This is a genomic window from Sphingopyxis granuli NBRC 100800, assembly GCF_001591045.1.
GTDB classification, from domain to species: domain Bacteria; phylum Pseudomonadota; class Alphaproteobacteria; order Sphingomonadales; family Sphingomonadaceae; genus Sphingopyxis; species Sphingopyxis granuli.
This window is the reverse complement of record NZ_BCUA01000045.1, coordinates 1-22,327: the sequence shown is the minus strand read 5'-3', so window position 1 is coordinate 22,327 and position 22,327 is coordinate 1. Positions and strand designations below refer to the sequence as shown.

Sequence of the window (22,327 nt, the reverse complement as noted above, 5' to 3'; positions counted from 1 at the left end):
CTCAGCCCGAACGGGAAAAGAGGCCCGCATGACGACAGCAATGGACGCACAGAAACTTTTCTCCGGCACCGTCGCGCCCGAGGGCGCCGACATCCTCGACGAGGCGAAGCTGACGGCGTGGATGGAAGCGAATGTCGAAGGCTTTCAGGGACCGCTGACGCAGAGCAAGTTCGCCGGCGGCCAGTCGAATCCGACCTACAGGATCGCCTCGCCGTCCGGCAATTATGTGCTGCGCCGCAAGCCCTTCGGTCCGCTGCTCCCCTCGGCGCACGCCGTCGATCGCGAGTACAAGGTGCAGGCGGGGCTCCACAAGATGGGCTTCCCGGTCGCGCGCCAGTACGGGCTGTGCACCGACGAAAGCGTGGTGGGAAGCTGGTTCTATGTGATGGACATGGTCGACGGCCACACCATCTGGGACGGGTCGATGCCGGGATCAACGCCGGAGAATCGGCGCGCCACCTATTTCGCGATGATCGACACGCTCGCCGCGCTGCACGGCGTCGATGTCGCGGCGGCGGGGCTGTCCGATTTCGGCAAGCCGGGCAATTATTTCGGCCGTCAGGTCGACCGCTGGACCAAACAGTACAGGCTGTCCGAAACCGAGACGATGGACGAGATGGAGCGGCTGATCGCGTGGCTGCCCGCGACGCTGCCCGAACAGACGCGCACCAGCGTCGTCCACGGCGACTATCGCATCGACAACATGATCTGGGCCAGCGATCGGCCGCAGGTGCGCGCGGTGCTCGACTGGGAACTGTCGACGCTCGGCGATCCGCTCGCCGATTTCACCTATGTCGCCATGGCGTGGGTGACCGAGAACGGCGGCCGGTCGGGCGTCGCCGACCTCGACCGCAAGGCGCTGGGCATTCCCGAGCTCGAAGAGGTGGTCGAGCGCTATTGCGCGGCGACCGGGCGCGACAGCGTGCCCGACATGAACTGGTATTTCGCCTATAATTTCTTCCGCCTCGCGGGCATCATGCAGGGGATCAAGAAGCGCGTCATCGACGGCACCGCTTCCTCCGCCCATGCGAAGGAGATGTCCGAACGCGTCCTGCCGCTCGCCCAGCGGGCGTGGGAGTTTGCCAGAAAGGCCGGCGCATGAATCTGTTCGACATGCAGGGCGAGGTCGCGCTGATCACCGGATCGTCGCGCGGCATCGGCAAGGCGATCGCCGAGGCGATGGCCGCGCACGGCGCAAAGGTCGTGATCTCGAGCCGCAAGCAGGACGCCTGCGACGCCGTCGCTGCGGAAATCAACGCGAAACACGGCGCAGGCACCGCAATCGCCGTCGCTGCGAACATTTCGTCAAAGGATGATCTGCAGCATCTGGTGGACGAGACGGTGGCCGCCTTCGGCCCCGTCACCGCGCTCGTCTGCAACGCCGCCTCCAATCCCTATTACGGCCCGTCGGCGGGAATCAGCGACGATGCGTTCCGCAAGATTCTCGACAACAACATCCTGTCGAACCACTGGCTGATCCACATGTGCGCCCCGGCGATGACGGCGGCGGGCAAGGGGTCGATCACGATCATCAGCTCGATCGGCGGGCTGAAGGGATCGTCGATCATCGGCGCCTATTGCATCTCGAAGGCCGCCGACATGCAGATGGCCCGCAATCTGGCCGACGAGTTCGGGCCCGCCGGCGTACGGGTGAACTGCATCGCGCCGGGCCTGATCAAGACCGATTTCGCCCGCGCGCTGTGGGAAAACCCCGACACGCTGGAGGTGTCGACGCGCCGGTCGCCGCTGCGCCGCATCGGCGAGCCGCACGAGATCGCGGGCGCCGCAGTCTTCCTCGCGAGCCCGGCGGGCGGCTTCACCACCGGCCAGACGATCGTCATCGACGGCGGCAACACATCGAGCGGAGGCTGAATATGGGCGCTTTGGACGGCAAGATCGCGATCATCACCGGCGCGGCCAGCGGCATTGGCCGCGCGAGCGCGCTGCGCTTCGCCGCCGAGGGCGCGAAGCTGGTCATCGGCGACAAGACGGCGGCGGTGCATGACACGGCGCAGGCGGTGAAGGATGCGGGCGGCGAGGCCGTCGCGCTCGAAATCGACGCGGGGGTCGAGGCCGACGTCGCGAAGCTCGTCGCAGCCGCCAAGGAGACTTACGGCGGGCTCGACATCGCCTTCGCCAACGCCGGGATCATCGGCGACATGGGCGGCATCTTCGACATCACGCCCGAAGGTTTCGCCGAGACGCTGCGCGTCAATCTGATCGGCCCGGCGCTGATGGTGAAGCACGCCGGCAAGGCGATGGTCGACCAGGGCCGCGGCGGTGCGATCGTGCTGACCGCGAGCGTCGCGGGGATCAATTCGGGCGCGGGCCCGGCCGCCTATTCGGCGTCGAAGGCGGGGGTCATCAATCTCGCCAAGACCGCAGCACAGCAGATGACGAGCGCAAATGTCCGCGTCAACGCGATCTGCCCCGGCCTGACCGAGACGGGAATGACCCGGCCGACCTTCGACTATGCCAAGGAAAAGGGCGTCACCCACAAGATCGGCCAGCTCAATCCGCTGAAGCGCGCGGGGCAGCCCGAGGAGCTGGCAAACGTCGCCCTCTTCCTCGCGAGCGACCAGGCGAGCTATGTCAACGGGCAGGCGATCGCGGTCGATGGCGGCCTCACCAGCTCGCACCCGGTTACGCGCCAGCTTCTCGGCCAGACCTCGCACTAGAACGGAGACGATATGGGTCACGGTTTCGACACGGCGCGGCTGGATCGCATTCCAGCTTTTCTGTCCGCCAAATATGTGGAGACGGGCCGCCTGCCGCATGCCGCGACGCTGGTGTCGCGGCGCGGCGAGATCGCGCATCTGTCGTGCATCGGCGACGGCCGTCCCGGATCGGCGCTGAAGGAAGATGCGATCTTTCGCATCGCCAGCATGAGCAAGCCGATCACCTCGGTCGCCTTCATGACGCTGGTCGAGGAAGGCAAAGTCGCGCTGAGCGACCCGCTGGTCAAATTTTGCCCCGAGTTCAGGGACACCGGCGTGTTCGTCGCGGGGGGCGGCAACGTCCCCTTCCTGACCCGGCCGCCGGCGCGGCCGATCCTGATGGTCGACCTGCTCCGCCACACCGCCGGGCTGACCTACAGCTTTCAGGAGCGGACGCCGGTCGACGCCGCCTATCGCAAGACGAAGATCGACGATTTCGACGCCGACTACACGATGGACGGCTTCATCGAGGGGCTGGCGAAGATTCCGCTGCAATTCGACCCGGGCGCGCACTGGAACTATTCGATGGCGACCGACGTGCTGGGCGCGGTGATCGAGCGGATCGAGGGCAAGCCCTTCGCCGCGGTGCTCAAGGAGCGCATCTTCGATCCGCTCGGCATGGCCGACACCGGCTTTCAGGTGCCCGCCGACCAGCAGCACCGGCTGACCGACTGCTATGCCTTCGACCCGAAGGAGAAGATGAAGCCGTTCGACAGCGGCGACCGCAGCCGCTGGGCCAAGGCGCGCAGCTTCCATTCGGGCGGCGGCGGGCTCGCCTCGACGCTGCACGACTATCACCGTTTCTGCCTGATGCTGCTCGGCGGCGGCAAGCTGGAGGGGACGCGAATCATCAGCCGCAAGACGCTGGACCTGATGACAGCGAACCACCTGGTCGGCGGCGGCGACCTGACGCAGCACAGCGTCGGCATCTTTTCCGAGGACGAGAATGCCGGGGTCGGCTTCGGGCTTGGCTTCGCGGTCACACTCGACCCCGCGCATGCGGGCATTCCCGGCTCGGCGGGCGATTATTATTGGGGCGGCATGTTCTCGACCGGTTTCTTCGTCGATCCGGTCGAAGAGATGTGCATGGTCTTCATGACCCAGCTCATGCCCTCTTCCACCTATCCCGTGCGGCGCGAGGTCAAGACGCTCGTCCACGCCGCGATCGACGATTGACCATTAGACCAAGGAGTTCTCCCATGTCCGAAGATACCCCCGTCAGCGTCACGATGCAGAAGGACGGCGACGTCGCCGTCATCATCGTCAACAATCCGCCCGTCAACGCGCTGTCCTGGCACGTTCGCCAGGGCCTCGAGGACAATTTCAAGGCGGCGCTCGCCGACGATGGCGTCAAGGCGATCGTGCTGCGCTGCGACGGCGGCACCTTCATCGCCGGCGCCGACATCAGCGAGTTCGGCAAGGCCCCGCGCGGTCCCGATTTCAACGCCGTGCTCAACATGATCGAGGCGGCGTCGAAGCCGGTCGTCGCGGCGATCCACGGCACGGCGCTGGGCGGCGGTCTCGAAACCGCGCTCGTCTGTCACTATCGCGTCGCCGTTCCGTCGGCGAAGCTGGGCGTGCCCGAGGTCAAGCTGGGACTGCTGCCCGGCGCGGGCGGCACCCAGCGGCTGCCGCGCGTCGTCGGGGTCGAGGCCGCGGCGACGATGACCTCGCTCGGCGATCCCGTCCCCGCGCCCAGGGCGAAGGAGATGGGCCTGGTCGACGAACTGGCGGGCGAGGACAGCCTCGCCACCGACGCGATCGCTTTCGCGCGCGCGAAAATCGCCGACGGCCCGCGCCCGACGCGCGAGCGCGCGGTGTTCGGCGACGTCGGCGTGATCGAGCAGCTCAAGACCAAGAATGCCAAGCGCTGGCGCGGTTTCGAGGCGCCCTATGCCAACCTCGCCTGCGTCGAGGCGGCGACGCGGCTGCCGTTCGAGGAAGGGCTCGCCTTCGAGCGGCAGGAGTTCATGAAGCTGATGATGGGCAGCCAGTCGGCGGCGCAGCGCCACATCTTCTTCGCCGAGCGCCAGGCCGCGAAGATCGACGGCCTGCCCAAGGACATCAAGCTACGCGACGTGAAGAAGGTCGGCATCATCGGCGCCGGCACGATGGGCGGCGGCATCATGATGAACTTCCTGCAGAAGGGCTTCCCCTGCACGATCGTCGAAATGCAGCAGGAAGCGCTCGACCGCGGGCTGGGCGTGGTGCGCAAGAATTACGACGCGAGCGCCGCGAAGGGCCGCTTCAAGCCCGAACAGGTCGACCAGATGATGGGCCTGATCACCCCGGCGCTCGAACTGGAGGCGCTCGCCGACTGCGACCTGATCATCGAGGCGGTCTATGAGAATATGGACGTCAAGAAGGAGATTTTCGGCAAGCTCGACAAGATCGCCAAGCCCGGCGCGATCCTCGCGTCGAACACCAGCTATCTCGACGTCAACGAGATCGCGGCGTCGACCGGCCGCCCCGGCGACGTGCTCGGCATGCACTTCTTTTCGCCCGCCAACGTCATGAAGCTGCTCGAGGTCGTGCGCGGCGACAAGACCGCCGACGACGTCCTCGCGACCGCGATGGCGATCGGCAAGAAGATCGGCAAGGTCGCGGTGGTCGCGGGCGTATGCCACGGCTTCATCGGCAACCGCATGCTCGCGCCGCGCCAGATCGAGGCGCAGAAGCTGCTGCTCGAAGGCGCGACCCCGGCGCAGGTCGACAAGGTGCACGTCGATTTCGGCATGCCGATGGGACCGTTCCAGATGAGCGACCTTGCCGGCGTCGATATCGGCTGGCACCGCGACCCCAACCGGATCGAGAGCATCCGCGACGCACTGTGCGCCGAGGGTCGCTGGGGCCAGAAGAAGCAGGCGGGCTTCTATGACTATGACGACAAGCGCAATCCGTCGGAGAGCGCGCGCGTCGCCGAGATCATCGAGCAGTTCCGCGCCAAGGCGGGCGTCGAGAAGCGCGAGATCAGCGATCAGGAGATCGTCGAGCGCACCCTCTATCCGATGGTCAACGAGGGCGCGCTGATCCTGTCCGAGGGCAAGGCGCAGCGCGCGAGCGACATCGATGTCGTGTGGATCTATGGCTATGGCTGGCCGGTCTATCGCGGCGGCCCGATGTTCTGGGCCGGGCTGGAAGGCACCGACAAGATCGCCGCGGCGCTGGAAAAGCACGGTTTCGAGGTCGCACCGCTGCTGAAGGAAAAGGCGGCGGCGAAGGCGGGATTTTGACACGAATCCCCCCCCTCCTCTTCGGAAGAGGGGCGTTAAAGCATGATGATATTGGATTGACCCACTTCATCATTGCGAGCGGAGCGAAGCAATCCAGAGCGGTTTACGCTACTCTGGATTGCCGCACAGCGTCGCCGCTCGCGGGTGACGATGCGATTCGATGGCATCGCGCTCCGATTCGTCCCGATGCGGAGCAAATGGCGCCGCCTTCGTCAAAGCGGCCCTCCCCGCCCTGCCGAAATCTTGCGATTCAGGGTTAAAACGCTGGCAAGCGCTGCCGTCAGGGTAGAGCATGACCGTCATGCTCCTCGCCGCCGCCCTGTCGCTCGCCACGAGCACCCCGGCTGCCGCACCGGCGCCGCAACCGACCGCGGTCGGCGTGGCGCGGGCGCGTATCCTCGCCCCCGCCGAAGTGCGGCGGGTGAACGGGCGGATCGAGGTGCGGACCGGCCGAAAGGACGCGCCGACGCAGGTGCATCGCACCGACCGCCGCGATGGCGGCGAAACGGCGGATTTTTATTGAACCGCGCGTGCCGGGAATGAGCGGCCCATCACGTTCATCGGCACCCCCGACTTGATCCGGGGTCCATCCAAACCAGCGCCGGGAAAATGAATCCCGGATCAAGTCGGCACATATGTCCTTCGGGCAAGTAAGGAGCTGTTCCCCGGCGAAAGCCGGGGTCCAGATGGCGCAGCGCCGCTTCGCATGGACCCCGGCTTTCGCCGGGGAACGGTTACCTGTCGAAAGGGGATAATTGCCGATCAAGTCCGAGGTGACGAGGAATGTGGCACCCGCATCAAAGGGGACACCGTGAGCCCTGCAACGTCTGGATAATCGCCGAAAAGTCGTGGCCGTCCTTGTCCGCCGCGACGAAGGCTTCGTAGAGCTCGCGCGCGCATCTGCCCATCGGAACGTCGGCGTCGACGCTTTGCGCCGCCTCCATCGCAAGGCGCAGGTCCTTGAGCATCAGTGCCGCCGCGAAGCCGCCCTTGTAGCCATTGTCGGCGGGTGTCGTCGGACCGACGCCGGGGAGCGGCGCATAGTTGGTCAGCGACCAGCACTGCCCCGACGAGACGCTGGCGATATCGAAGAATTTCTGCGGATCGAGCCCGAGCTTCTGCGCGAGCGCAAGGCTTTCGCAGGTCGCGATCATCGAGGCGCCGAGCAGCATGTTGTTGCAGATTTTCGCCGCCTGCCCCGCGCCCGCGTCGCCCGCGTGGATCACTGCCTTGCCCATCTTCGCGAGGATCGGCTGCGCGCGCGCGAAGCCTTCGTCGGTGCCGCCGACCATGAAGGTCAGCGTCCCCGCATTGGCCGCCGCGATGCCGCCCGATACCGGCGCGTCGACCGCGACGAGGCCCTTCGCGGTCGACGCCTCGATATTCGCCCGCGCGGTCGCGACGTCGATCGTCGAGCAGTCGAGCAGCAGGGTGCCGGGCGCGGCGTTCGGGAAGACGTCGGCTTCATAGACGCCGGCGACATGCCGGCCCGCGGGGAGCATCGTCACCACCGCCTCGGCACCCGACACCGCCTCGGCGGCCGACGCGGCGCGGGCGCAGCCCGCCTCGGCGGCGCGCGCGCGCGCTTCCTCGCTGAGGTCGAAGGCGCGGACCTCATGGCCCGCCTTCGCGAGGTTCGCGGCCATGCCGCCGCCCATGTTGCCGAGTCCGATGAAGGCTATTCTCATGTCATTCTCCATAAGCCCTCTCCCCTTCAGGGGAGAGGGTTGGGAGAGGGGGAGGCGTGCATTCCCCTCTCCAACTCCGGCTAGGCGCTATGCGCCAAGCCTCCATATCCTCTCCCCTGAAAGGGAGAGGGCTCAGAAGATCACCGCCCCTTCCACACGCCTTCGCGCTTCTCGATAAAGGCAGCCATGCCTTCGGCCTTGTCCTCGGTCGCGGCGAGGATCTGGAACAGGCGGCGTTCGTAGATCAGGCCCTGGTCGAGCGTCGTCTCGAACGCGGCATTGACCATGTCCTTGTTCACCATCGCGGCCATCGGCGGCATCGACGCGATCAGCGCGGCCGATTTGAGCGCTTCGTCGATCAGGCTTTCGTGCGGCACGACGCGCGCGACCAGCCCCGCGCGTTCGGCTTCCTCGGCATCCATCATCCGGCCGGTCAGGCACATCTCCATCGCCTTCGCCTTGCCGACCGCGCGGGTCAGCCGCTGCGAGCCGCCCATGCCGGGGGCGACGCCGAGCTTGATCTCGGGCTGGCCGAATTTCGCCTTCTCCGACGCGATGATGAAGTCAGCCATCATCGCCAGTTCGCAGCCGCCGCCCAGCGCGAAGCCGTTGACCGCGGCGATCCACGGCTTCCTCACCTTCTTCACGAAGTCGCTCGTCCATTTCGAGAAGAAATCCTGAAGGTAGAAATCGGCGGCGGGCTTGTCGGCCATTTCCTTGATGTCGGCGCCCGCAGCAAAGGCCTTGTCGCCCGAGCCGGTAAGCACCGCACAGCGCTGGCCCGGGTCCGCCTCATAGGCGGCGAAGGCCGCGATCAGATCATCGAGCACCGACGAGTTGAGGGCATTGAACGCCTGCGGGCGGTTGAGCGTCACCAAGGTAACGGCGCCGTGCGTTTCGACGAGGAGGGTTTCGTAGGTCATTCTTGTCTCCGGTTTTTCGTCATGCCGGACTTGATCCGGCATCCATTCCGCCCCGCGAGGCCTGAATGGACCCCGGATCAAGTCCGGGTGACGAGCCTATGTTAGCGGCGTCCACGTTTCAGCCGGCGGCAAAGGCGCGAAGATCGCGTCGATCCATTCGTCGGTCACCGCTTCGGGCGTCGGCGGGTCCCATTTCGGGCTGTTGTCCTTGTCGACGATCAGCGCGCGGACGCCTTCGAGGAAGTCGTGCATTTGGACGACGCGGCTGCCGATCGCATATTCCTGGCGCATCTCGGCGGCAAAATCGGGCATCGCCGCGCCTTCGCGAAGCTGGCGCAACGCGACCTTGCAGGTCTGCGGGCTCTTGGTGCGCAGCGCGCCCAATTCCTTCTGCGCCCATTCGCCGCCGTCCTTTTCCAGCGCGGCGAGAATATCCTCGTAGCGGTCGCTGGCGAACAGCCGGTTGATCTTGTCGATCTGGCCGGTGATCGCGGCGGGCGGAGCGGTGACCGACAGCTCGCCCAATATGCCGCCGATGCGGTCGGGGTGCTGCGCGATGCGCTCCTTCGCCTCGGCGAGATTCGCCGACGGCAGATAATGGGTGGCGAGGCCGAGCGCGAGGCATTCGGCCCCGTCGAGCCGCGCGCCGGTGAGCGCGAGGAAGGCGCCGACGCGCCCCTCCAGCCGCGGCAGATACCAGCCGCCGCCGACATCGGGGAACAGGCCGATCCCCGTCTCGGGCATCGCGAAGCGCGTATGTTCGGTCGCGACGCGATATTTCGCCGGCTGCGAAATGCCGACCCCGCCGCCCATGGTGATGCCGTCCATGAAGGCGACGACGGGCTTCGCATAGGTGAAGAGCAGGTGGTTGAGGCGATATTCGGTGTGGAAGAAGGCCCGCGCCTCGCGCCCGTCCTTCGCCCCGCTTTCCGCGAGCATGCGGATGTCGCCGCCGGCGCAGAAGCCGCGGCCCTCGCTATGGTCGATGACGACGGCCTCGATCGCGGCATCGTCGCGCCAGGCGAGCAGCGCGTCGATCATCGCCTGACACATCGGCAGGTTGAGCGCGTGGATCGCCTTCGGGCGGTTCAGCGCGATGCGGCCGACGCGGCCCTCGACACCGATCAATACATCTTCAGTCATTGGCGCAGCAGGTCCCTTCCCACGATCATCCGCATCACCTGATTCGTCCCTTCGAGGATCGAATGAACGCGCAGGTCGCGCCAGAAGCGCTCGATCGGATAGTCCTTCAGATAGCCGTAGCCGCCGAACAGCTGGAGCGCCCGGTCGACCACCGCGCTGCCGTTGTCGGTGGCGAGCCGCTTCGCCATCGCCGAGAAGCGCGACTTGTCGGGGGCGTTTGCGGTGACCTTCGCGGCGGCGAGATAGAGCAGGGCGCGCGCGGCTTCGAGGTCGGTCGCCATGTCGGCGAGCGTGAACTGGGTGTTCTGGAAATCGGCGATCGGCTGACCGAACTGCTGGCGATCCTTCGTGTAGCCGATCGCCTCGTCGAGGCAGCGCTGCGCCCCGCCGAGCGAACAGGCGCCGATGTTGAGCCGCCCGCCGTCGAGCCCCGCCATCGCGAAGCGGAAGCCGTCGCCTTCCGCCCCGACGCGGTTTTCGACCGGCACCTTCACATTGTCGAGGATCACCTGCGCGGTCGGCGATGCGTTCCAGCCGAGCTTGCGCTCCTTGGCGCCGAAGCTGACGCCGGGCATGTCCTTTTCGATGACGAGGCACGAAATACCCTTCGGCCCCGGCGCGCCGGTGCGGACCATTGTCACATAGATGTCGTTGACCCCGGCGCCCGAAATGAACTGCTTGGTGCCGTTGACGACATAATGGTCGCCCTCCAGCTTCGCCGTGGTCTTGAGCGCCGCGGCGTCGGACCCCGAGCCGGGCTCGGTCAGGCAATAGCTCGCCATCCGGTCCATGGTGACGAGGTCGGGCAGATATTTCGCCTTGACTTCGGCGCTGCCGAAACTGTCGATCATCCAGCTCGCCATATTGTGGATCGAGACGAAGGCGCTGGTCGCGGGACAGCCATAGGCCATCGCCTCCATAATCAGCGCCGCCTCGAGCCGGCCGAGCCCGATACCGCCCGATTCCTCGCCGACATAGATGGCGGCGAAGCCGAGCTCCGCCGCCGCCTTGATGACGTCGCGCGGGAAATGGCCCTGCTCGTCCCATTCGGCCGCGAACGGCGTGATCGCGTCGGCCGTGAACTTGCGCGCCATGTCCTGAATGGCAAGTTGGTCGTCGGTAAGCTGGAACTGGTCGGTCATCATCACTCGTCTCTGCGTCATGCTGACGAAAGTCAGCATCCATTCGGAACTAGGTCAGCTGCAACAAGTGCCGACTTTCGTCAGCATAACGGGAAAGAGTCAGCCACAGGTGACCTGCGTGATCTTGTAGGCGTCGTCGTACATCACGTTCACCCGGTCCTGACGATAGTCCATCGTCATCGCCGAGCGTGGCGGGCCCCAGCGCAGCGTGCGCGCGCCAGTCGCCTTCAGCACCGCGGCGCCGAGGTCGGGCGCCGCGGTCTGGCCGACGAAGCCTTGCCCCGCATCGGCGTTGCAGGTCATCGCGGCGGGTGGCGGCGTCGATTCGGCAGGTCCGTCGGCGCTCGCGCAGGCGGCGAGCGGCAGGGCGAGGGCGGCGGCGATCCAACGAATATCCATGTCTCTGTTCCCCTTCTCTCTTCCCCGGTCAGGGCGTACAACGCCTATAGCGCATCGGCTCGGGCGCCGCACCCTCGCCGTAGTCGCGGCGCACCAGCGTCTTGCCGCCATCGACGAGCGCCAGCAGCATCAGCCGGTCCCATTGCTCGCCTTCGCCGCTGAACTTGTAATCGGCGACGATGCGGTTCGCGCTCCGCTCGCGCACGCGGGCGAGATCGCCGGCCGATTCGAAGAAGCGCAGCGTCTTCGCGTCGATGACCAGCGCGGTGAGATCGGTACCGGCGCGCGCGGCGCAATCCCCGGCCTCGAGCGCCCAGCGACCCTGGATCGCGGCGGGAATCGCCTTGGCACCGCTGCCGATGCCCGCCTCAGGAGCGGCGGGGGGCGCCAGCGCCGGGTCGGCCGCATAGGTGAGGTCGGCGTCGGCGGGCATGGGTTCGGCCGGGGCGGACGGAGCCGGGGCGACGGGTGCCGGCGCCGCCTTTTCAGCGGTCTCGGCCGGCGGCTGCTCGTCGTTGCCGCCGCTGCACGCGGCAAGCAGCAACGTGGCCGCCATCAAGCCCAGCCCCGTCGAGGAGGCGCTGCCGTTTCCAAATCTCATCGTCTTTCTCCTTCGCAGGAGAAATGCCCGGCGGCCGGGTCCGGTTTCATCGGCGTGGCCGTCGTCAGCCCATCGTCGGGATGACGAAGGCGTTCGATCCGTCGCCGCCGCCGTCGGGCCAGCGCGCGGTGACCGTCTTGACCTTGGTCCAGAATTTGACGCCTTCCATGCCGTGCTGGTTGGTGTCGCCAAACGCCGAGCGCTTCCAGCCGCCGAAGGTGTGATAGGCGACCGGCACCGGGATCGGCACGTTAATGCCGACCATGCCGACGTTGACGCGCTGCGCGAATTCGCGCGCGGCGTGGCCGTTGCGGGTGAAGATGGCGACGCCGTTGCCGTACTGGTGCTTCGAGGGCAGGTCGAGCGCGCTCTCGAAATCGGGGGCGCGGACGATCTGGAGTACCGGGCCGAAAATCTCTTCGCGATAGCTTTCCATGTCGGGGGTGACATGGTCGAACAGCGTCGGACCGACGAAGAAGCCGTCCTCATGCCCCTGCAGCGTGAAGCCGCGGCCGTCGATGACGAGTTCGGCGCCCTCGTCGGCGCATTTCTGGATCCAGCCTTCGACCTTTTCCTTGTGCGCGGCCGAGACGACAGGGCCGTAATGCGCCTCGGCATCGGTCGACACGCCGACGCGCAGCGCCTCGATCGCGGGGATCAGCTTGGCGCGCAGCCGGTTCGCGGTGTCCTCGCCGACCGGCACGACGACCGGCAGCGCCATGCAGCGCTCGCCCGCCGAGCCGAAGGCAGCGCCGGTCAGGTCGTTCACTACCTGGTCGAGGTCGGCGTCGGGCATGACGATGCCGTGGTTCTTCGCCCCGCCCATCGCCTGCACGCGCTTGCCGTTCGACACGCCGCGATTGTAGACATAATGGGCGATGTCCGACGAGCCGACGAAGCTGACCGCGCCGATGTCGGGATGATCGAGGATCGCGTCGACCATCTCCTTGTCGCCGTGGACGACCTGAAGGATGCCCTCGGGCAGTCCGGCCTCGAGCATCAGTTCGCCGAGGCGCACCGGCACGCTCGGATCGCGCTCGCTGGGCTTGAGGATAAAGGCGTTGCCGGTCGCGATCGCCGGGCCGAACATCCACATCGGGATCATCGCCGGGAAGTTGAACGGCGTGATGCCCGCGCCGATGCCGATCGGCTGACGCATCGAATAGACGTCGATGCCGGGGCCCGCACCCTGCGTATATTCGCCCTTCAGCACGTGCGGGATACCGCAGCAGAATTCGATGACGTCGAGCCCGCGCTGCACGTCGCCGCGCGCGTCAGCGACCACCTTGCCATGCTCGCTCGCCAGCAGTTCGGCCAGTTCGTCGAGATGGGATTCGACGATCCGCTTGTAATCGAACATCACGCGCGCGCGGCGCTGCGGATTGACCGCCGCCCACGCCGGCTGCGCCGCCGTTGCGGCGGCGACGGCGCGATCGAGCAGCGCGGCGTCGCCGAGCGCGACCGCGGCCTGCACGCCGCCGTTGTTGGGGTCGAAGATGTCGCTGTGGCGCGAGCTGCCGCCGGCACCGCCGACGATATGATGGTCGATCTGTCGCATGGTCGAGTCTCCCGTCTGTCCTTGCCTTTCGCCACAGACCAACGGCGGGCCGATTGCAAGGGATAGACTTGCAGTTTGATCCTGCATATTTGCAGGAATATGGACTGGGACGGGCTGCAATATTTCCTGATGGTCGCAAGGCACGGCACGCTGGCGCGCGCCGGACAGGCGCTGCATGTCGACGCGACGACGGTGAGCCGGCGGGTCGGCGCGCTCGAACGCGCGTTGCAGCAGACGCTGTTCGAGCGCGCGCCGACGGGATTTGCGCTGACCGCCGCGGGCCGCGCGCTCGTCCCGCATGCCGAGGCGATGGCGGCGGCGGCTTCGCGCGTCGATTCGGCGGGCGAAGGCGGCGCGGCGCTGTCGGGCCAGCTTCGCCTGAGCGTGTCGGAGGGCTTCGGCAGCAGCTTCATCGCCCCGCGCCTTGCCGGCTTCGCCGCCGCGCACCCCGAACTGGAGATCGACCTCGTCGCCTCGTCGGGGTTCCTCAACCCCTCGCGGCGCGAGGCCGACATGGCGATCCTGCTCGCGCGGCCCAGAAGGGGCCCGCTGATCACGCGCAAGCTCGCCGACTACAGCCTCGGCCTCTATGCGCCCGCGGACCGGCCCGACTGGCAGGCGGCGGTCGAGGAAACGCCGCTGGGGCGCGCCGGCCTGCCCGTGGTCGGCTATGTCCCCGACATCCTCTATGCCCCCGAACTCGACTATCTGGACGAGATCGAGCCGGGACTGCGCGCGACCGTGCGGTCGTCGTCGATTCTCGCCCAGCGGCGGATGATCGCGAGCGGCGCGGGCGTCGGGGTGCTTCCCTGTTTCCTGGCGGCCGAGGATGCGTCGCTGGTGCGGGTGCGGCCCGACCAGACGATCGGCCGCAGTTTCTGGCTCGCGCTCCACCGCGATATCGCGCCGCAACCGCGGATTCGCGCCTTTATCGACTGGCTCGACGGCGCGGTGCAGACGCATCGGAAGTTGCTCGTTCCCTGATCGGACGACAAAAATGTCGCAAATTGTCGCACGGCGGCTATTTCCCTTGCTTCCTTCGGTTCAATCGGTTGAATAGGCCCTAATTCCCGCTCCCTCCCCGCGGATCGACACGAGATTTATCGACTATGCCCCACAAGAGGCTGCCGTCCCTGAGCGGGACCCTGGTCGCAGCGATTCTGTTGCTGACCGGCTGCGCGAACAAGGATGACGATGCCGGCCAGCGCGGGCAGGCCGCGCAGGTCGGCTATGTGGTCGTGACCACCGCGGCGGTGCCGATCACGACCGAGCTCGGCGGGCGCACCGTCGCCTTCGAAACGAGCGAGGTGCGGCCGCAGGTGAACGGCCTGATCCGCCAGCGCCTGTTCACCGAGGGCGCGACGGTGCGCGCGGGCCAGCCGCTGTTCCAGATCGACGCGAGCCTCTATCGCGCCGCGGTCGCGCAGGCCGAGGCCAATCTGGCGAGCGCGCGGGCCAATGCGCAGGCGGCGGATGAAAAGGCGAAGCGTTTCGAACCGCTCGCCAGGATGCAGGCGATCGCCGAGCAGGATTACAGCGACGCGCTCGCCGCCGCGCGCGTCGCCCGCGCCGCGGTGGCGCAGACCGCCGCCGCGCTCGACACGGCGCGGATCAACCTGCGCTACACCGCGATCGCGGCGCCGATCAGCGGCCGCATCGGCCGATCGCTGGCGACGCCCGGCGCGCTCGTCAGCGCGAACCAGGCCGAACCGCTCGCCGTCATCCAGCGCACCGACCCGCTCTATGTCGATATCCAGCAGTCGGCCGCCGAACTGACCGCGCTGCGTCGCTCGCTCGCCGCCGGCGGGGTGCAGCCGGGCAGCACCGCCGTGCGCCTGCGGCTCGAGGACGGCAGCCTCTATCCGATCGTGGGGACGGTGCAATTCTCCGAAGTCACCGTCAACGAGGCGACGGGCACGGTGACGCTGCGCGCGCGCGTCCCCAATCCGCAGGGGCTGCTGCTGCCCGGCATGTTCGTGACCGCGCTGTTCGAGCAGGCGGTCGATCCGAAGGCAATGCTGGTGCCGCAGACCGCGGTGCAGCGCGACTTCGACGGATCGGCCTTCGTCTATCTCGTCGGCAAGGACGACAAGGCGGCGCGGCGCAAGGTCGTCGCCGAACGCACCGTCGGCGCCGACTGGGTCGTCACCGACGGGCTGAAACCGGGCGACAGGGTGATCACGCAGGGGGTCGGCAACCTTCGGCAGGGCGCGCAGGTGAAACCGGTTCCCGCCAGCCGCCCGGAACGCGTGGGGGCATCCGCGGGCAAGGATGCGAACGAAGGAAAATAGCAGCCGATGTCGCGCCTCTTCATCGACCGGCCGATCTTTGCCTGGGTGCTGGCGATCATCGTCATGCTCGGCGGACTCGGCGCGCTGCGCGCGCTGCCGCTCGAACAATATCCCGACATCGCGCCGACGCAGGTCAATATCCGCGCTTCCTATCCGGGCGCGTCGGCCGAGACGATCGAGAACAGCGTCACGCAGGTTCTCGAACAGCAGCTGACCGGGATCGACGGCCTGCTCTATTTCAGCTCGCAGTCGAGTTCGCGCGGGCAGGCGAGCATCACCGCCATCTTCGCCAAGGGCACCGACCCCGACATCGCGCAGGTCCAGGTCCAGAACAAGATCCAGACCGCCGTTTCCCGCCTGCCGCAGCAGGTGCAGCAGCAGGGGGTGCGCGTCACCAAGTCCAATTCGGACTCGCTGCTGCTCGTCGGCGTCTATGACGAGACCAACACGCGGTCGAACCAGGACGTGTCCGACTATATGGCGTCGAACATCCAGGACCCGCTGTCGCGCGTCGAGGGCGTCGGCGACGTCAATGTCTATGGCGCGCCGCACGCGATGCGCATCTGGCTGAACCCGCAGCGGCTGGCCGCGGTGTCGCTGATGCCGAGCGACGTGATCAACGCGATCAGCGCCCAGAACAGCGAGATCGCGGCGGGCGACGTCGGCGGCCTGCCCGCGCCGCAGGGCCAGATGCTCAACGCGACCGTCACCGCCCAGTCGCGATTGCAGACCCCCGAAGAGTTCGAGGCGATCATCCTCAAGACGCTCCCCGACGGATCGACGGTGCGGATCAAGGATGTCGCGCGGGTCGAGATCGGCGCCGAAAGCTATACGACGATCAGCCGGATCAACGGACACCCGGGCGCGGGCATGTCGATCTCGCTGTCGCCGGGGGCCGACGCGCTCGAAACCGCCGACCGCGTCAAGACGCGGATGGAGGAACTGGCTGCCGACTTCCCCGACGGCCTCACCTACGGCTACACCAACGATTCGACCGCCTTCATCAAGCTGTCGGTCAAGGAAGTGCAGAAGTCGCTGTTCGAGGCGATCCTGCTCGTCGTCCTCGTCATGTTCGTCTTCCTGCAAAGCTGGCGCGCGGTGCTGATCCCGGCGATCGCGGTGCCCGTCGTGTTGCTCGGCACCTTCGCCGTTTTCTACATATTGGGTTTCAGTATCAACACGCTGACGCTGTTCGGGCTGACCCTCGCGATCGGGCTGCTCGTCGACGACGCGATCGTCGTCGTCGAGAATGTCGAGCGATTGATGGAAGAGAATCCCGGCATGTCGGCGCGCGAGGCGACGATCCAGTCGATGAAGGAATTGCAGGTCGCACTGATCGCGATCGCGCTCGTGCTGTCGGCGGTGTTCCTGCCGATGGCCTTCTTCGGCGGCTCGACCGGCGTCATCTATCGCCAGTTTTCGGTCACCATCGTCTCGGCCATGGCGCTGTCGGTGCTCGTCGCGCTGATCCTGAGCCCGGCGCTGACCTCGACGCTGCTCAAGCCCCGCACGCACGGCGGCGAGCGGCCGCATCGCTTCCCGCGCCTGCATGCCGCGATGATCCGCGCCCGCGACGGTTTCAACACGCGCTTCGACCGCACGGTCGACCGCTATGTCGGCAATGTCACCACCGTGGTCGACCGCAAGTGGCTGTTCCTCGCCATCTATGCGCTGCTCCTCGTCCTGCTCGCGGCGATGTTCGTGCGGCTGCCGGGCGGCTTCCTGCCCAACGAGGATCAGGGCCGCGTCTCGATCCAGTTCCGCCTGCCCGCGGGCGCGACCCAGGCGCGGACGCTGGAGGTGCGCGACCAGATCGAGCGCTATCTGCTGACGGAGGAGAAGGCGAATGTGCAGTCGGCCTTCCTGATCGCCGGCGGCGGCGGGGGCGGTGCGTCGGGGCAGAATACCGGCCAGGGCTTCGTCAACCTCGTCCATTGGGACGACCGGCCGGGCAAGGAGAACAGCGCCGACGCGATCGCCCAGCGCGCGCGCAAGGCGCTGTCGGGCCTGCGCGATGCGCAGGTGTTCGCGCTCGTTCCCGGCGCAGTGCGCGGGCTGGGCGACACGTCGGGCTTCACGATGGAATTGCAGAATCGCGGCGGGATGACCCACGAACAATTCGCCGCGGCGCGCGACCGGCTGCTCACGATGGCGAACGCCAATCCGAAGCTGCAATCGGTGCGCCTCAGCGACCTTCCCGACGTCGCGACGCTGAAGATCGACATCGATACGCAGCGGCTGACCGCCTATGGTCTGTCGAACAGCGACGTCAACAGCACGCTCGCGACCGCATGGGGCGGGCGCTACGTCAACGACTTCATCGACAAGGGGCGCGTCAAGCGCGTCTATGTTCAGGGCGACGCCCCCTATCGCGCGCGGCCCGAGGATATCGGCCAATGGTATGTCCGCTCGTCGAACGGGCAGATGGCACCCTTCTCCGCCTTTGCCGACATCGGCTGGTCGACGACGCCGAGCAGCACCTCGCGCTTCCAGGGCGTCTCCGCCTTCGAAATCTCGGGCCAGCCGGCCCCCGGCACCAGTTCGGGCGAAGCGATGAACGAGATGGAGCGGATGGCGGCCGAGATTCCAGGCACCAGCGTCGCCTGGGCGGGCGCCTCCTATCAGGAGCGGCTGTCGTCGGGGCAGGCGCCGCTGCTCTACGCGCTGTCGCTGCTCGTCGTCTTCCTCTGCCTCGCGGCGCTCTACGAAAGCTGGTCGATCCCGCTCGCGGTGCTGCTGGTCATCCCGCTCGGGCTCGTCGGTTCGGTGTTCGCGGTGTCGCTGCGCGGGCTGCAGAACGACGTCTATCTGCAGATCGGCCTGCTGACGACGATGGGGCTCGCGGCGAAGAACGCGATCCTGATGATCGAGTTCGCCGAGCAGGAGGAAAAGAAGGGCAAGCGCGTGATCGAGGCAGCGGTCGAGGCGGCGCGCATCCGTCTGCGCCCGATCCTGATGACGAGCTTCGCCTTCATCTTCGGCGTGCTGCCGCTGGCGCTCGCGACCGGCGCGGGCGCGAACAGCCGCGTCGCCATCGGCACCGCGGTGATCGGCGGCATGATGACCGCCGCTTTCCTCGCCATCTTCTTCATCCCGCTGTTCTTCGTCCTCGTGCGGCGCGGGGTGCGCGACGGGTTCGCGGCGCTGCGCGCCCGTTTCGGCAAACGCGGCGCCGGGCGGGAGGCAGCGGCATGAGGCGCGCGCCGCTCGCTCTCGTCGCATTGCCGTTGTTGCTCGCGGGCTGTTCGCTCGCGCCGCAGACGGTGCTGCCGACGCCGCCGGTGCCGCAAAGCTGGCCGGTGGGCGACGCCTATCTGGCCCAGAGCGAGGCGGCGCTGCCGATCCTGTCCTATACGCAAATCTTCACCGACCCGCGGCTGCAGACGCTCGTCGAGCAGGCGCTGGCGGCCAATCGCGACCTGCGCACCGCCTATGCCAATGTCGCCGCGGCGCGGGCGCAGGTGCGCGTGACGCGCGCGGCGCAATTCCCCGCGATCGGCGCGAGCGCCGGGGCCGGCTATGCCGATCGCGGCGCCGGCGGGGGCAGCGGCGATTTCGCCGTGCAGGGCGGGATCACCGGTTTCGAACTCGACCTGTTCGGCCGCCTCGCCAATGCGACCGAAGCCGACCGCAACCGCGCGCTGGCGACCGAGGCGGCGTCGCGCACGGTGCGCCTCGCGCTGATCGCCGACCTCGCGGGCGCCTGGGCCGCCTATGGCGCCGACCGCGACCTGCTGGCCATCGCCGAGGACACCGCTGCCAACGCGCGCGAGGCGGTGCGGCTGACCAGGGCCCGGCTCGACGGCGGCATCGCGCCGCGCACCGACCTGCGCCAGGCCGAACAGATATTGGCGACCGCCGAGGATTCGATCGCCCAGCAGAAGACGGCGCTGGCGCAGGACGAGAATGCGATCCGGCTGCTCGTCGGCGGCGACGTCGACCGCGCGCTGCTGCCCGCGACCCTTGTCGAGGCCAGCGCCGGAATCGCCGCGCCCCCCGCCGGGGTCCGCTCCGAAATCCTGCTGCGCCGTCCCGACGTGATCGAGGCCGAATATCGGCTGCGCGCCGCCAATGCCGACATCGGCGCGGCGCGCGCGCGGCTGTTTCCGGCGATCTCGCTGACGGGCCTCGTCGGTTTCGCGAGCGACGCGCTGTCGGGCCTGTTCAACGGCGGCGCCTTCAACTGGTCGGCGGGCGCCGATGCGAGCGCGTCGATCTTCGATTTCGGCGGCCGCCGCGCCGGCGTCGCGGTAAGCGAGGCGCAGCGCGACGCGGCGCTTTCCAGCTATGAAGGCGCGATCCAGACCGCGTTCCGCGATGTCGCCGACGCACTCGCGGTGCAGGGCACGATCGCCGAGCGCGTCCGCGCCGCGGCGGCGAACAGCGAAGCGACGGCCGACACCGCGGCGCTGACCGAGGCGCGCTATCGCGGCGGCGTCGACAGCTTCCTTTCCAGCCTCGACGCGCAGCGCAGCCTCTACAGCGCACGGCGCAGCGAAACCGCGACGCGCCTGTTGCTCGCGCAGACGCGCATCGCGCTGTTCCGCGCGCTGGGCGGCGACAGCGGCGCCGGGAGCGACGCGGCGGCGCGCTGAAATCCCTTTCGCACGAAGACGCGAAGCAAGCCCGTGCGGCTTTGGTAAGCGGATCATTATGAATTTCGTGCGTCCATCCGATCTCCCATCCCGCTTGCGGGAGGGGTCGGAGGTGGGCCAGCGGCGTTGCATTCGCTCACCCCGCTGCGGCTAGCGAACAAGTTCGCAAGCCTCGTCGCCCCTCCCGCAAGCGGGAGGGGGACCGAGCCTTTGCAGCCTATTCAAAACGACCCCACACCCGCCGTCTTGACAAGCGGCGGGACTCACGCGCTAATAGAACATATAGAGAACATGTCATGCGCGATTCGTCCTCCCCTCTCGCCGGGCTGCGCCGCCGCATTGCCCGGATCGCTGCCGCCGGCGAACCGCCCGGCGACGGCGCGTGGCTGGCGAGCGGGCATGCGGGATTCGACGCCGCGCTCGGCGGCGGGCTGGCGATGGGGCGGGTGCATGAAATCTTCGCCGCCGACGCGCTCGATGCGGCCAGTGCCGCCGCCTTCGCCGCGCTGCTCGCCCTGCGCGGGCCCGGCGAAGCGCCGGTCCTGTGGCTGCGCACGGCGGACGGCGCGCGGCGTCAGGGGCATCTCTATGCGCCGGGCCTCGCCGAACTGGGGGGCGATCCGAACCGGCTGCTGCTCGTCGAGGCGCGCGATGCGACCGCGCTGCTCGCCGCCGCCAACGATGCCGTGCGCTGCCCCGGATCGGCGGCGGTCGTCGTCGAAAGCCGCGGCGCACTGGCGGCGCTCGACCTGACCGCGGGCCGGCGGCTCGCGCTCGGCGCGCGCGACGCGGGGACGGTGCTGCTGCTGCTGCGCTTCGCCGCCGAGCCGGTGCCGAGCATCGCCGAGACGCGCTGGCGCCTGGCCGCCGCGCCGTCGCGCGAACTGGAGGCGCAGGCACCGGGGGCGCCCGCCTTCGACCTGGAATTGCTGCGCTGGCGCGCCGGCCCTGCGGGCGCGCGCTGGCGGCTGGAGTGGAACCGTGACGAACGAGCCTTCGGGGATGCGGCGCTATCTGGCGCTCTTCTTCCCCTATCTTCCCGCCGAGCGTCTGTCGCGCACCGCGCCGCGGCCGCCTGACGCCCCGCTCGTCTTCGCCGAAAAGCGGCGCGGGGCGCTGTGCCTCGCGAGCGTCGGCGCCGATGCCGAGGCGCTGGGACTGGTCCCCGGCCTGCCGCTCGCCGACGCGCGGGCGCGCGTGCCCGACCTCGCCGTGGTCGCGCACGATCCGGCATGCGACCTGCTCTGGCTCGACCGGATCGCCGAGGGATGCGGGCGCTACACGCCGCTCGTCGCGCTCGATCCTCCCGACGGGCTGATCCTCGACATCGCGGGATGCGCGCACCTGTTCGGCGGCGAAGCGGCGCTGGTCGCCGATGTCGAGTCGCGGCTCGACCGGCTCGGGATGACGGTGCGCGCCGCGCTCGGCCCCACCGCCGATGCCGCCCGCGCGCTGACGCGCCACCCGGCCCCGCCCGCGCCCGACGAAACGGCGGCGGTCCGGCGCCTGCCCGTCGCGGCGCTCGACCTCGAAGGCGAGGCAACGCGCGCGCTGCTGCGCGCCGGGCTGCGGACGATCGGCGATCTCGCAAGCCGGCCGATGGCGTCGATCGCCGCGCGCTTCGGCGCCGAAGCGGCCGGCAAGCTGCGCCGCATCCTCGGCGATGCGCCGAGCCCGCTCGCGCCGCGCCGGACGCCGCCGCCCGTCGCCGCCGCGCGCCGTTTCGCCGAACCGGTCGCAAGCACGGCACATGCGACGACGGTGCTCGCCGAACTGACCGCCGAGGCGATCGCGGAGATGCGCGCGCGCGGCAAGGGCGGCCGCGCGTTCCACGCCACCTTCTTCCGCAGCGACGGCCTCGCCCGGACGATCGCGGTGGAGACCGGCCGGCCGACCCGCGATCCGGCGCTGGTGATGCGGCTGTTCGCCGAGCGCATCGACGGCCTGCGCGACCCGATCGATCCCGGCTTCGGCTTCGACATGATCCGGCTGGCGGTGCCGCGGCTCGAGGCGCTCGGCGCGAGCCAGCTGCGGCTC

General features: G+C 68.2%; 19 protein-coding genes. 12 read left to right on the top strand and 7 right to left on the bottom strand.

The genetic code is table 11. The annotated features are described in order from the left end of the window. The first annotated feature begins 28 nt into the window (after positions 1 to 28). From SGR02S_RS11720 to SGR02S_RS11695, 6 genes are all read left to right on the top strand, one after another. Complete coding sequence (locus tag SGR02S_RS11720) at positions 29 to 1,102, top strand: phosphotransferase family protein (RefSeq protein WP_067109741.1); 1,074 nt, start codon at positions 29 to 31, stop codon at positions 1,100 to 1,102. Continuing rightward, complete coding sequence (locus SGR02S_RS11715) at positions 1,099 to 1,872, top strand: SDR family NAD(P)-dependent oxidoreductase (RefSeq protein ID WP_067109738.1); 774 nt, start codon at positions 1,099 to 1,101, stop codon at positions 1,870 to 1,872. The genes SGR02S_RS11720 and SGR02S_RS11715 overlap by 4 nt, the downstream gene beginning before the upstream one ends. A gap of 2 nt (positions 1,873 to 1,874) precedes the next feature. Then, on the top strand, positions 1,875 to 2,678 hold the full coding sequence (locus SGR02S_RS11710; RefSeq protein ID WP_067109736.1) for an SDR family NAD(P)-dependent oxidoreductase: 804 nt from the start codon (positions 1,875 to 1,877) through the stop codon (positions 2,676 to 2,678). 12 nt (positions 2,679 to 2,690) lie between these two features. Next, positions 2,691 to 3,893 carry a serine hydrolase domain-containing protein gene (locus SGR02S_RS11705; protein WP_067109733.1) on the top strand — a complete coding sequence of 401 codons (1,203 nt, stop codon included), beginning with the start codon at positions 2,691 to 2,693 and terminating at the stop codon, positions 3,891 to 3,893. A gap of 23 nt (positions 3,894 to 3,916) precedes the next feature. Beyond that, positions 3,917 to 5,950: a 3-hydroxyacyl-CoA dehydrogenase NAD-binding domain-containing protein gene (locus SGR02S_RS11700; protein ID WP_067109730.1), complete on the top strand. Its 2,034-nt coding sequence runs from the start codon at positions 3,917 to 3,919 to the stop codon at positions 5,948 to 5,950. A gap of 292 nt (positions 5,951 to 6,242) precedes the next feature. Next, positions 6,243 to 6,473, top strand: coding sequence for a hypothetical protein (locus tag SGR02S_RS11695; protein WP_067109727.1), 231 nt, complete (start codon positions 6,243 to 6,245; stop codon positions 6,471 to 6,473). A 274-nt stretch (positions 6,474 to 6,747) separates the two neighbouring features. Here SGR02S_RS11695 and mmsB read toward each other — a convergent pair whose 3' ends face one another. From mmsB to SGR02S_RS11660, 7 genes are all read right to left on the bottom strand, one after another. Further along, positions 6,748 to 7,638, bottom strand: a complete 891-nt coding sequence (gene mmsB, locus SGR02S_RS11690; protein WP_067109759.1) for a 3-hydroxyisobutyrate dehydrogenase — start codon at positions 7,636 to 7,638, stop codon at positions 6,748 to 6,750. A gap of 140 nt (positions 7,639 to 7,778) precedes the next feature. Further along, complete coding sequence (locus tag SGR02S_RS11685) at positions 7,779 to 8,561, bottom strand: enoyl-CoA hydratase-related protein (protein ID WP_067109724.1); 783 nt, start codon at positions 8,559 to 8,561, stop codon at positions 7,779 to 7,781. A gap of 96 nt (positions 8,562 to 8,657) precedes the next feature. Further along, positions 8,658 to 9,704 (bottom strand): enoyl-CoA hydratase/isomerase family protein, encoded by a 1,047-nt coding sequence (locus SGR02S_RS11680; RefSeq protein ID WP_067109720.1) that lies wholly within the window; start codon positions 9,702 to 9,704, stop codon positions 8,658 to 8,660. Further along, positions 9,701 to 10,846 (bottom strand): acyl-CoA dehydrogenase family protein, encoded by a 1,146-nt coding sequence (locus SGR02S_RS11675; protein WP_067109756.1) that lies wholly within the window; start codon positions 10,844 to 10,846, stop codon positions 9,701 to 9,703. The genes SGR02S_RS11680 and SGR02S_RS11675 overlap by 4 nt, the downstream gene beginning before the upstream one ends. 99 nt (positions 10,847 to 10,945) lie before the next feature. Further along, positions 10,946 to 11,245 carry an I78 family peptidase inhibitor gene (locus tag SGR02S_RS11670; RefSeq protein ID WP_067109717.1) on the bottom strand — a complete coding sequence of 100 codons (300 nt, stop codon included), beginning with the start codon at positions 11,243 to 11,245 and terminating at the stop codon, positions 10,946 to 10,948. A 28-nt stretch (positions 11,246 to 11,273) separates the two neighbouring features. Continuing rightward, positions 11,274 to 11,846: a hypothetical protein gene (locus SGR02S_RS11665; RefSeq protein ID WP_255211458.1), complete on the bottom strand. Its 573-nt coding sequence runs from the start codon at positions 11,844 to 11,846 to the stop codon at positions 11,274 to 11,276. A gap of 64 nt (positions 11,847 to 11,910) precedes the next feature. Then, positions 11,911 to 13,404 carry a CoA-acylating methylmalonate-semialdehyde dehydrogenase gene (locus SGR02S_RS11660; protein ID WP_067109711.1) on the bottom strand — a complete coding sequence of 498 codons (1,494 nt, stop codon included), beginning with the start codon at positions 13,402 to 13,404 and terminating at the stop codon, positions 11,911 to 11,913. Positions 13,405 to 13,503: 99 nt separating this feature from the next. On the opposite strand from SGR02S_RS11660, the gene SGR02S_RS11655 reads away from it, so the two are divergent. The 6 genes from SGR02S_RS11655 to SGR02S_RS11630 all read left to right on the top strand — a co-directional run. Next, entirely contained in the window at positions 13,504 to 14,388 is an 885-nt protein-coding gene (locus tag SGR02S_RS11655) for a LysR family transcriptional regulator (protein WP_067109709.1), read from the top strand. Between the two features lie 125 nt (positions 14,389 to 14,513). After that, the gene (locus tag SGR02S_RS11650; RefSeq protein ID WP_067109707.1) at positions 14,514 to 15,695 is read left to right on the top strand and encodes an efflux RND transporter periplasmic adaptor subunit; all 1,182 of its coding nucleotides are present in this window, start codon (positions 14,514 to 14,516) and stop codon (positions 15,693 to 15,695) included. A gap of 6 nt (positions 15,696 to 15,701) precedes the next feature. Beyond that, positions 15,702 to 18,890 carry a multidrug efflux RND transporter permease subunit gene (locus SGR02S_RS11645; RefSeq protein ID WP_067109704.1) on the top strand — a complete coding sequence of 1,063 codons (3,189 nt, stop codon included), beginning with the start codon at positions 15,702 to 15,704 and terminating at the stop codon, positions 18,888 to 18,890. Then, positions 18,887 to 20,290 carry an efflux transporter outer membrane subunit gene (locus SGR02S_RS11640; RefSeq protein WP_067109701.1) on the top strand — a complete coding sequence of 468 codons (1,404 nt, stop codon included), beginning with the start codon at positions 18,887 to 18,889 and terminating at the stop codon, positions 20,288 to 20,290. The genes SGR02S_RS11645 and SGR02S_RS11640 overlap by 4 nt, the downstream gene beginning before the upstream one ends. A 296-nt stretch (positions 20,291 to 20,586) precedes the next feature. Further along, complete coding sequence (locus SGR02S_RS11635) at positions 20,587 to 21,369, top strand: ImuA family protein (RefSeq protein ID WP_067109698.1); 783 nt, start codon at positions 20,587 to 20,589, stop codon at positions 21,367 to 21,369. Further along, positions 21,272 to 22,327: Y-family DNA polymerase (locus SGR02S_RS11630; protein ID WP_439951062.1), on the top strand; the 1,056-nt coding region annotated here is incomplete at its 3' end. The genes SGR02S_RS11635 and SGR02S_RS11630, both read left to right, overlap by 98 nt.